Source organism: Bifidobacterium reuteri DSM 23975 (genome assembly GCF_000741695.1).
Taxonomy (GTDB): Bacteria; Actinomycetota; Actinomycetes; order Actinomycetales; family Bifidobacteriaceae; genus Bifidobacterium; species Bifidobacterium reuteri.
Genome location: NZ_JGZK01000022.1, coordinates 1 through 11,252 on the forward strand (window position 1 = coordinate 1; position 11,252 = coordinate 11,252).

The following is an 11,252-nucleotide window of genomic DNA, read 5'->3' on the forward strand; positions in this document are numbered from 1 at the left end:
GAAACGATTTTCCCCTCCTCATGTACCGCATATGCCCAGAACCGGCTTCATGGTATGGATATGCCCAGAATAACTGGTCGTCATATGCCCAGAAAAGCTACTCCTGCACGCCAAATCATCGCCATATGCCCAGAACACTCATCAGGGTAGATGGGATACGCAAAAGGCGGCCCCGCCTTGCCGGAACAAGCAAGAGCAGGGCAGCCTCAGGGACATCACGGGAACGCGAAGCGGCGGCGTCACGCCACGGTGAACGTGGTGCGCTTGAGCTCATCGCGGCGGGACGAGTGGCCGATGAGCAGTTCGAATTCGCCGGGCTCGACGATGCGGTTGGCGTCCGGGTCCACGATGGTGCAGTCGGCTACCGGGATGTCGAAGGCCACGGTCTTGGTCTCGCCCGGCTCGAGGTCCACGCGCTGGAAGGCCTTGAGCTCGCGGTCGGTCCAGCTGTAGGAGGTGACGATGTCGCCGATGTATGCCTGTACCACCTCGGTGCCCGCACGGTCGCCCGTGTTGGTGAGGTCGATCTCGGCGTGCACGGTGTCACCCACCGCAAACGCGCCATCCTCGTCGGTCGCGCCGCCGATGATCCGGGGTTCGCCGTACTCGAACGTCGTGTAGCTCAGACCCTCGCCGAACGCGAATGCCGGATCTTGGGTGAGGTCGGCGTAGCGGTCGCCGTGCTGTCCTCGGACCTGGTTGTAGTAGACCGGCAGCTGACCGGCGTGACGCGGGAAGGTGACCGGGATGCGGCCGGACGGGTTGGTGAGACCGAGAATGATCTCGGCAATGGCCTGACCACCCTTCATACCGGGGTTCGCGGCCCACAGGATGGAGCCGGTTCCGGTGGACGGGTCGCTCACACGCTTGGCCAACACGCCGTTCTCACCCACGATGGAGGCGGGCAGCACCTGCGGCTTGGAGCTGATGAGCACGGTGACCATCGGCTTGCCGGTTTCGCGCGAAACCGCCGCGAGCGCGTCGAGCAGCGCGTTCTGACCGCCAAGGAGTTCGAGTGTGGCGGTGGAGCAGGTCTCGCCGACCAGCTGGACGACATCGCCGACCACGGCCACAATCAAATCAGCCTCGCGGGCGTTGGTCACGGCCTCGTCGATCAAGGTCTGGTCGACGGCCGCGCTCACACCGATCTTCGGGCGGGGTTGGCCGTCCGGGTACAGTTCGCCGGCCGGGTCGGTCACGAGGTCCACGACGTTCGCGCCACGGGCATAGGTGACTTCGCAGTCGTCGCCGGCGAGCGCGCGCAGACCGTCGAGCACGGTGGTGATCATCTCGCGCGGCTGGCCGTCCGGCATCCAGGAGACCTGTCCGGAGTTGCCGGTCCAGTCGCCGAGCTGGTTCTGGGCGTCGTCGGCGAGCGGGCCGGCGACGGCGATGCGTTTGGCGGAGCCACCCTTGGCGCCGGCGGTGAACGGCAGGCCGCCGTCGTTGCGCAGGAGGGCTACGGCCTCGCGCGCGAGTTCAAGATTCAACTGCTGGTGTTCCTCGGAGCCGATGACCGCCTTGATGCGTGCCTCGTCCGGCAGACGCGGGTCCTCGAACAGTCCGAGGCGGAACTTGAGCGCAAGAATACGGCTCACGGCTGCGTCGATCAGCGATTCGTCCAGCAGACCTGTCTTCACGGCCTCGATTGCGCCTAGAACTGCGGGGGTGGTCATGACCAGATCGTTGCCGGCCTTGACCGCGTCCGCGGCGGCGTGCACGTAATCGGGCTTGACCTTCTGCTCCCAGACGGAGCGGCCGACGTTGTCCCAGTCGGTGATGAGGGTGCCGTTATACTTCCAAGCGCCGCGCAGCTTGTCCGTGAGCAGCCACTTGTTGAACGTGACCGGCACGCCGTCGATGGATTCGTAGCCGAGCATGAACGTGCCGCAGCCCTCCTTGGCCACGCGCTCGAACGGCGGCAGGAACCAGGATTCCAGCTTGCGGTGGGAGAGGTCCGCCTCGGAGGCGTCGCGACCACCCTGGGTCTCGGAGTAGCCGGCGAAGTGCTTGGCGCAGGCTAGGATCGCGTCCTTGGGCAGAGGCTCGCCGGCCTTGGCGCCGCCCTGATAGCCGCGCACGATGGCGGAGGCGAGCTCGCCGATCAGCGCCGGATCCTCGCCGAAGGTCTCGTCCACGCGGCCCCAGCGGGTGTCACGCGCGATGCACAGCACCGGGGAGAAGGTCCAGTGCACGCCGGTGCAGGAGACCTCCTCGGCGGTGGCGCGACCGGCGGCCTCGATTTTGGCCGGGTCCCAGCTCACGGCCATGCCCAGCTGGGAGGGGAAGATCGTGGCGCCGGGCCAGAACGAGTAACCGTGGATGCAGTCGTCGCCGATGACCAGCGGGATACCCAGACGGGTCTGCTCGTTGACCATCTTGACGGCGCGCGGCAGATCGGCGGGGCTGGTGTGCAGGATGGAGCCGACGTGCTTGTTGACGATGAGGTCCTCCAGATCACCGCCTCGCGCGTCAAGCTGCATCATCTGACCGACCTTCTCCTCGAGGGTCATGCGGGAGAGCAGGTCGGCGATGCGCTCGGCGTCAGGCAGGTCCGGGTTCTTGTAGGGCAGGTTTTCGATGGTTGCGGTCATGGCGGTATCGCTTTCCTCGATGAAATCGAACAACTTTAATTACCGATTGGTAGTTTAGTGCGGCATGAGCCTAGACACGCTGGAGAGTGGCGAAAACCGGCAACGCACAGCTCGAAATACGATGGATTACCAGTTTGCTTGCGCAGCTACACGCCGTTCACAGGCATACCAGCGATCTGACGGCTGGCGTCAATGCCATCGTCATATTCGCGGCATCATTGTTGGCACTCAGATGCAATGGCGATGAATCCGATAAGACTCAAATAAGCGCTGGAAATATGCTTCAGCGATACCCATCCCACAGCGGTGAGGGGAACAGCAGGGGCTCGAATTCCGCCCATTCTTCGTTGAGGTCGACGGCGGGCTCACGAAGCCAGCGCAGCTGCATGCCGTCCATGGCCTCCAACGCCTTGCGCACGGTCGGGCGCACGTCATCGAACGAGGAGAACGCCGGCGGGATGCGCCAATTGAAGCTGGAATAGTAGCGCCAGATCGAGTTCTGGCGATCGGCGAACTCCTCATGCAGGGGATGACCCGGATTGAAGGTCTCCACCTGGAGTACGGAGAACAGCTGCACCAGCATGCGACGCCGCGAATTGTAGTCCACCAGATAGCGCAGGTAGGCAGGCAGGCGCAGATCATCGGCAGTGGACCCCGGAAGCCCGGAAACCTTGAAATCCTCGACATTGCCGTCCACGTTGTAGTTATCGCGGTACACCATCGCCAGTAGGTTGTCCTTGCTGCCGATGTACCGCAGCACACCCTGCTTGGTGACACCCACCATATCCGCCACATCCTGCACGGAGATGCCGTTGTATCCGCGCTCCGAGATCAGATGGACCGCGGCGTCGAGGATCTCCCGCCGACGCTCTTCGGGCGATTTGCGGAGTGCGCTTGGGGTGGGATGCGGTTGGCGTGGACATAGTTGACCAGTGTAAACCAACCGCATTCCGATGGCGGTGTACGGCCACCGCTTGCGCTCGAACCGGCCCGCAAGCTCCATGATTCGGCTTCGGCGCAGCGACGGCAGCGGCCCCACTTGTGTCCTGCTTTAGAAATTCGTTGGCGAATTGACTACCCCTCAGCCCCGCCGGGACAGCTCCCCCGACAAGGGGAGCCAACAATATAATCAACGAACTTCTTGCGGAAGATACTAGTTGCCGAGTGTGAAACGCACACCCGGCACATGCGACGGACCATCGTCATGACAACGATGACAACAATAATTGACACCCACCCGCTACAACACCCCACACCGAATCCTAGTCCCATCGATGAGTTACGATGAATTCATCGATGATGATTGAGGGTTAACAGGGGTACCGCCATGAGCCGACTGCATGAAAGCGCCACGGTCGAATTCAAACGACAGCTCAACGATGCGGCGAAACGAGAGATTGTCGCTTTCGCGAACTCCGAAGGCGGTGACCTGTACATCGGCATCGACGATGACGGCATCCCCGTCGGCGTGGATGACCCCGATGCCGTGATGGGCGGCGTCGGCGACATGATCCGCAATGCCATCAGACCGGATCTGACCGCGTATACCTCCATCGAATGCGAATCGATGGAGGACGACGCCGGCGTTATGCGCAACATCGTCCATGTCACCGTACTTCGCGGCGTCAAGCGCCCTTACTATCTCTCTGGAAAGGGCATGCGCCCAACCGGAGTGTTCATCCGCCACGGGGTTTCCGCCGTACCCGCCAGCGAAGAACGCATTCGACAGATGATTCGAGATGACGACGTCACGGCGTTCGATGCATCCGTAAGCATCGATCAGGACCTGACATTCAACGAGGCAAATGCGATATTCGCCCGTCAACAAGTACCTTGGGGCAAGCCCCAACAACGGTCATTGGGGCTCATCAATTCAGATGGGCTGTACACCAACGCCGCAGCCCTGATTTCGGACCAATGCCGACATACCATCAAGTGCGCCGTATATCAAGGCAATTCGAAAGCGCGGTTCCTTGCACGTCAGGAGTTTCAAGGATCGTTGCTCCAGCAGCTGGACGATGTATGTCGTTATCTGGAACTCAACAATCCGATACGTTCCGATATCGTGGGCCTGTACCGCAATGACACCTATGCCTATCCGCCAGCGGCCCTGCGAGAGGCTCTGCTCAATGCCGTGGTACATCGCGATTACGATTATTCGGGACCCACCTTGGTCAGCATCTATGCCGACCGCATCGATTTCGTATCGCTTGGCGGACTGGTGAAGGGCATCACGCTCACAGATCTCACCAACGGCATCTCCCAACCCCGTAACACAGTGCTGGCAAACACGTTCTACCGTCTGGATCTTATGGAAAGCTACGGCAGCGGCATTCCCAAAATCATGGAGGAGTATGCCGGCAACAGCGAATCGCCCATTATCCGCATCACGCCAAGCGCATTCACCCTGAGTCTTCCTCGATTGGACGGCACCGGAGACGGGGGCAATCCGATTCATGCCAATCCAACCGATGGGCCCGACATCAGTGATTGGTTCACCGCCAGCAACCCCTTCCCTTCCGGTCACGCCATTCAGGAGAAGGGCAACGTCCAAATCGCCGTCCTCAACGGATACCCGACTGGAAAGGGAGTGGGTACTCTCGCCTTGGAACCGACTGCCCACGCCACATCTCACATCGACGGCGGCACCGGCACCGGGGGCACCGGCCGACAACATACCGGCGCAAGCGACACACAACGGCTGCACGTCCATCCCATCGCTGCCCCCATCGGCACCCCAGAATGCAATGCCTTTAACGCCGCAAACGAATGCATTCAATCCATCCAGCACATTGGAGGAGCTCACCTTGGCGTTGATCCGAAGCACCCCCGAAGGCATCTCCCGGCTGGAAATCCAGCAACGTCTGGGAATCAACAAGAATCGAGCGGCATACGCACTGCGCAAACTCGAGCACGCCGGCAGCATCATGCCCACGGGTAACGCCCGAAACACCCGGTACGTCGCGGCGTGACGGATGCCAGAAACGGATGCCATGAATACGACACTAAACAAGCAGAGCTGAAGTGCTGTGAGTAACGGGAAACCGCCGTCACAGCGCTTCGCACTTCAGGCCGGCACGTCGGCCGGTACGTCAGCCGGCACGTCGTCCGGCATGTCGGCCCGACGCTTCAGGCAACGCGTCAGCCCAGCACGAAAGTGTTGAACGAACGCGGCGCGAGCACAGCCTTGATGCCGCGGGAGGCGTCGGACGGGTCGGCGAACTCGAACGGCATCTCGGTTTCGAGGGCGTTCTGCGCCACCACGACCACCGTGCCGTCCGGGTTACGGAAGGCGATGGCCATCGAGTTGAAGTGGCCGGTGGTGCCCAGCAGCACGGCGCCCGGACGCACGTACTTGGAGAAGTGGCGCATCACGTAGTATTCGGGATTGCGACGCACCTCGTGCGTATCGGCGGTGATGGTGAACAGCGAGTTCTGCCACCAGCCCCAAGTGGAATCCTGATCGTCGAGGATCATGTTCCAGTAGGTGTAGGCGGTGGCGCCGTTGCGGATGTAGTGGTTGATGAGGTGGAACACGTATTCGGCGTATTCCCAGGTGTTCTGGCCGTCGCCGCACTCGGACTCGGACTGGATGAGCTCGATCTCCGGCCACGATTCGTGCGTGCGGGCGATGCAGTTCTGTCCGGCCCACTGGTAGGCGATGCCCTTGATGTAGTGGCGGGCGCGGTCGTCAAAGAGGATGTTGTCCACGAAACGGTTGTAGTTGTTGAGGGCCATGCCGTAGCCGCCACCGGTCCACTTCATGTCCTCCGGGCCGTTGAGCGTGCCCAGCCAGATGTCGGTGTCGAGCCCGGCCTCATCAAACGCCGGTCCGAGGTAATCGCGGATGAACTCCTTCAGGGCATCGGAATCCCACAGGGCGCTCGGGAACTTCTGATCGGCGAAGACCTCGTTCTGCACATGCAGCTGGTTCACGGTGATGCCATGCTCGGCGTAGGCCTGAACATACTTGACCAGATACTTCGCGTACGCCTTGAGGTTCTCCGGCGTGCGGATCAGACGGCCGTAGTTGTAGGCCTTCGGGCGCTTCATCCAGGTCGGCGGGGACCAGGGGCTCGAGAACAGGCGCATATCCGGCTGCCATTCCTGCGCGCGGTGGATGTATGGGATCAGGGTCTCCTCGTCGCGTTCGACGGAGAAGTGCTCCATGTCGTAGTCACCCTCGACCTCGTCGTAGCTGTACCAGTGGTCGGCGAAATCGTTGGCGCCCACGGGCGCGCGGTTGAACGTGAAGTTCATCTCGTCGGGGCTGAACAGCTCTTTGATGATCTGGTCACGCTCGGCTTCGGTTACGGTCTGCAACGGCAGCCAGCCGAGCTCGTTGAAGCAGCCGCCGAAGCCGCGCAGTTTCTGGTACTCATTGCCATCCAGCTGCAGGTCCGGCGCTGCGGTCGCGCCGGTGGCGACCAGTTCGGCCGTGCGGTCGATGAGCTTGGCGTCCTGGGTGGTGGCGATCCATGTGGTCATGGTGTGGACTCCTTCGTTGGTTTTCGCGGAGATGATGGTGCGGGCTCACGGCCCTGTGCGCGCCAAAACACCCGCGCACTAAAACCGCATTCCCACGACTCTTCGTTGAGTTATATCTGTGATGACTGTTCGTTATCGGATATTTATCTAATAACTACTAGATAGAGTATAACGCAGAAAGTTTGCTCACTTAACCAGCGTGTCTTGAGCGAAACGCACTCACGGCATAGATTTATCTACCACTCAGTAATCAGAGGAATACCCAATCGCCCATCAGCGCGTCCGGAGCATACGACATGCGACAGAACCGCATGGCGAGGCAATGCGGCTCCAACACCTGCATCCGGGGCCACGAGGTGCGATTCTTCGCATATTGACGCCTCTCAGTACCGGGCTGACGAGGACGAACACCCCACCATGTAGGGAACGGCCCACGGTGTAGAGAGCGGTTTTTGCGTTTTGGCGGAATTCCGCCATTTTACATCCCTACACCGTGGGTCATTTACTACACCATGGGGATTTCCCTACACGGTGGGACAATCCCTACACCGTGGGGCCATGCTACGGGAGCCACGCCGCATGGCCACGTACGACGCGCGCTCAGCCGACGATGACGATGAGATTCCAGCGCGGAATGGTCAGCTCGTCTCCCGTCGCGACGGGCAGACCGGGGCGGACGGCCAGCGAAGTGGAGGCGGCCTCGTCGATCAGTCCGTCATGGCCGATGACCTGCGGCGCGACGACCACCGAGCCGGCGACCGGGCTGGCGAAGGTGACCGACTCGGCGGAGTAGTTCAGCAGGTAGGTGACCGTCTCCCCCGCCGAGTTCACGCCCTGACGGACCACAACCTTGCCGGCGAGCGCCGATCCGGCACCCTCGACCCCGGCATGCTCGACGGCCTCGCGCATCACGGCGCGCATCGTATCGGCGTCGAGCAGCGTGCCGATCCATTCGGCGCTGCCCTTGCCGAATACATGGCGGGTCACGGCCGCATAGGATTCCCATGCGTAATGGCCGTAGCGGGCCAGCACTTCGGTAGGCGAGTCGTCCTCGACATCGGCTTTGAGCAGCTCAATCAGCGCCTCGGCCTGCGCGTCCGGCGTGCCAGCGAGCGCGGCATCGTCCGCAAACGCCACGCCCACGCGCCTTCGGCGGGTGAACTGGTTGTAGGTCATGCCGAACACGTCGGTCAGGCCGTGCGGCGCACGGTCATGCCAGACGGTCACCTCGTCGTCGGTGACGAACGAGCGCATCGTGGAGACCAGATGGCCACCACCGGCCACGAAGCCGCGCAGGCGCGCGATGGTCTCCTCCGGCGCGCAGTACAGCGCCGGCGTCACGATCATCGCGTACTGCGCAAGCCGTTCGCCGGGTGCGTCCACGGGCAGGAAGTCGCATTCCACGTTGAGCTCGAACAGCGCGTCGTACACGCGGCGCACGATGTCGTTGTAGTTCACGCCGACGCCGTCCGGGAATCCGGTCTCCACGCGCGACCAGTCAAGCGCGGACAGCGCCTCGTTGGACACCATGATGGCCACCTTGTTGCGCTTCCCGAGGTGCACGAGACGCTCGCCGACCTCCGGGCGGGCCACCTCGCGGCCGAACACCCCGGCCTCCTCGTAGGTGGGGTTCGGCTCCATGTCGTGCGAGAGCAGGCCCTTCCAGTAGGTCTCGAACGAGTTGTGGATGGAATGCCAGTGCCAGTATTCGACCATGTCCGCGCCGGAGGCCAAGTGCGAGTAGGCCTGCAGGCGCAGCTGGCCGGGGAACGGCACCCAGCCGTGCTGGCCCTGCGCCTCGGTCTCGAGCACCAGATAGTTGGCGCCGTTCTTGGTGGAGCGGGTCATGTCGCCGCCGAACGCGATCTCCTTGCCGGTCAGGTCGTCCTCGGTGGGATGGTAGATGTCCACGCCGGTGATGTCCACGGCGGCCGACGCCTTGAAGTGGTCGACGGCCGGCTGGATGCCGTACGAATACCCGCGCCATTCGAAATCGAAGTTCTGGGTGACGAACTGGTCCTCGCGGGCGTATTCGCGCACGATACCCGTCTGCCAGGCCAGGAATTCGGCGACCTGCGCACGGCGGAACCGGTCGAATTCGCCACGCAGCGACTGGTTGATGGAGTTGGTGACGTCCGGGAAGTCCTCCCATGCGTCCACGCGGTTGGACCAGTAGTCGAGACCGAAGTGGGCGTTGAGCTGGTCCAGATCGTCATGGAACTTCTCGCGCAGGTATTTGACGAACAGCGCCTGCATGTCCGGGCTCACGGAATCGTAGTACTTGGTCTCGTTGTCCACCTGATAGCCGATGACGGCCGGATGGCTGGCCACATGCTCGATGAGCCTGCGGATCACACGCTCGCCGTAGAAACGGTAGGCGGGGTTGACGATGTCCATGATCTGGCGCGGACCGTACTTGCCCGGGCCGTTCGGCGTCACAGCGAGCACGTCCGGATGCAGGCGCACGAGCCAGGCGGGCACAGCGTAGGTGGGCGTACCCACGATCACGGCGATGCCATGACGGGCGGCGGCATCCAGCGCGCGGTCCACATGGGTGAAGTCGAACACGCCGGGCTGCGGCTCGCATGTGCTCCAAGTCGATTCGGCGATGCGAATCACGTTGATGCCGGCCGCCTCCATCATCCGCATGTCGGTTTCGATGCGGTCGGCGCCTGCGGGCATGTATTCGTCGTAGTAGGCCGCGCCGAACAGGATGCGGTCCACGCTGGTCTTGGTCATCAAAGGTTCCTTTGCGCTATGGGCTGGTTGGGGCTGGTTTGATATGCCTATCGTAGGTCGAAGGTCGGGGGGTGTTCCTATGTTTTTGTCAACCTTGTGAGGGGTTGTTGTGTCGTGTCGGGGTTGGTTGTGGTGGGCGTGCTTCGCCTTGGCCTTGGCGGTCGGCTGCCGTGGCCTGTGTCGGTTGGTTTCATGCGGCGAGGGTTTGTTCCTGGTAGAGGGTGCCGTTCTTGAGCATGCTGTAGATCACGTCGCAGCGGCGTCGGGCGAGGCAGATGACGGCGGCGTTGTGGTGCTTGCCTTGTTCGCGTTTGCGTTTGTAGTAGGCGATGGACGGCGGGTGTTTGGTGGAGGCGACGAACGCGGACTGCCATAGCGCGTTCTTGAGGCGTTTGTTGCCGCCGCGGGCTGGCCGTTCGCCTTTGATGCTGGTGCCGGATTGGCTGGTGACGGGGGCGATGCCGGCGTACGCGGCCAGGTGGGCGGCGGATTTGAAGTGGGCGGCGTCGCCGCCGATGCCGAGGAGGATGTTGCTTGCGGTCCTGACGCCTATCCCTGGCATCGACGTCAGGACCGTGAGAAGAGGGTGGCCGTCCAGCAGGCGTTCGACCTGCGCGGCGAGGTCGCGCCGCCGGTCCTTGATGGTCTTGATGTCGCGGGCTATCGAGGGGATGATGCTTTCGGCCATGGCCGTGCCGGGCACGGTGACGGTCTGTTCGCCGATGGCCTTGAACATGTCGTCGATGATGCGCCCGGCGCGCAGTCCTTCTTTCCCGGCCCATCGCCTGACCTGTTCGATGCCGGCCGCGCCCATGCCCATGGGGCCGCCGTAGCGTTCGAGCAGCGCGAGGGTCGCGTCGCGGGTGGCGCGTTCGCCCTTCAGGACGCGTTCGAACGCGGGGTGGGTCTGCAGGAGCAGGCTGCGCAGGCGGTTGATGTGGCGGGCGGATTCGTGGGCGAGGTCCTCGTCGTGGCCCGCGAGGATCTTCAGGGCGGCGAGGGTCTCGTCGTCCGGGCCCGCGTCCCGCAGGCTTTCGGGGAGTTTGAGCGCGGCCCACGCGATCACGTACGCGTCCCTCCGGTCGGTCTTCGCGGCGCCTGGCAGGAGCTGCGCGGTCCTGCGCATGGCGGCGCCGGGCAGGTAGGCGACCTGCACGCCCATGCTGCGGGCCACGGTCAGGGGCAGGGAGCCGATGGTGTTGGGCTGGTCCACGACCAGGAGCACGCGCCCGCGTTCGGAGAGCTTCTCCAGCATCGTGCGGATGGCCTTCTCGTCCTGTCTGAGCGGCTTGTCGTACAAGGTGTTGCCGTCATGGTCGAGGGCGTGCGCGTGATGCGCGCTCTTGCCCACGTCCAGCCCGACCCACACGTCGATGTCGTCCGGTGTCATCGTCGTCCCTCCCGTCATGAAGGTGTCCTCGGTCGCCGTGG

At 62.9% G+C, this 11,252-nt stretch carries 6 protein-coding genes; 1 reads left to right on the top strand and 5 read right to left on the bottom strand.

All coding sequences use genetic code 11. From position 1 onward, the window contains the following. Positions 1-239: 239 nt before the first annotated feature. Entirely contained in the window at positions 240-2,594 is a 2,355-nt protein-coding gene (locus BREU_RS10770; protein ID WP_044095992.1) for a glycoside hydrolase family 3 N-terminal domain-containing protein, read from the bottom strand. Between the two features lie 283 nt (positions 2,595-2,877). Further along, a complete protein-coding gene (locus BREU_RS10775; protein ID WP_044095994.1) occupies positions 2,878-3,543 on the bottom strand; it encodes a TetR/AcrR family transcriptional regulator in 666 nt (221 codons plus the stop codon). Positions 3,544-3,921: 378 nt separating this feature from the next. Here BREU_RS10775 and BREU_RS10780 point away from each other — a divergent pair, with 378 nt between their 5' ends. Further along, entirely contained in the window at positions 3,922-5,535 is a 1,614-nt protein-coding gene (locus tag BREU_RS10780; RefSeq protein WP_052382131.1) for an ATP-binding protein, read from the top strand. 200 nt (positions 5,536-5,735) lie between these two features. On the opposite strand, the gene BREU_RS10785 is transcribed toward BREU_RS10780, so the two are convergent. The 3 genes from BREU_RS10785 to BREU_RS10795 all read right to left on the bottom strand — a co-directional run bounded on the left by BREU_RS10785 (position 5,736) and on the right by BREU_RS10795 (position 11,211). Next, positions 5,736-7,082 (bottom strand): glycoside hydrolase family 30 protein, encoded by a 1,347-nt coding sequence (locus tag BREU_RS10785; RefSeq protein WP_044088697.1) that lies wholly within the window; start codon positions 7,080-7,082, stop codon positions 5,736-5,738. Positions 7,083-7,682: 600 nt separating this feature from the next. Continuing rightward, positions 7,683-9,821: a beta-galactosidase gene (locus tag BREU_RS10790; RefSeq protein ID WP_044095990.1), complete on the bottom strand. Its 2,139-nt coding sequence runs from the start codon at positions 9,819-9,821 to the stop codon at positions 7,683-7,685. Between the two features lie 190 nt (positions 9,822-10,011). Next, positions 10,012-11,211, bottom strand: a complete 1,200-nt coding sequence (locus BREU_RS10795) for an IS110 family RNA-guided transposase (RefSeq protein ID WP_044090699.1) — start codon at positions 11,209-11,211, stop codon at positions 10,012-10,014. Between the last annotated feature and the right edge of the window lie 41 nt (positions 11,212-11,252).

Coding starts and splice junctions, on each gene's coding strand:
- BREU_RS10770 (WP_044095992.1), bottom strand. CDS start 2,594: ATGACCGCAACCATCGAAAACCTGCCCTACAAGAACCCGGACCTGCCT.
- BREU_RS10775 (WP_044095994.1), bottom strand. CDS start 3,543: ATGCGGTTGGTTTACACTGGTCAACTATGTCCACGCCAACCGCATCCC.
- BREU_RS10780 (WP_052382131.1), top strand. CDS start 3,922: ATGAGCCGACTGCATGAAAGCGCCACGGTCGAATTCAAACGACAGCTC.
- BREU_RS10785 (WP_044088697.1), bottom strand. CDS start 7,082: ATGACCACATGGATCGCCACCACCCAGGACGCCAAGCTCATCGACCGC.
- BREU_RS10790 (WP_044095990.1), bottom strand. CDS start 9,821: ATGACCAAGACCAGCGTGGACCGCATCCTGTTCGGCGCGGCCTACTAC.
- BREU_RS10795 (WP_044090699.1), bottom strand. CDS start 11,211: ATGACACCGGACGACATCGACGTGTGGGTCGGGCTGGACGTGGGCAAG.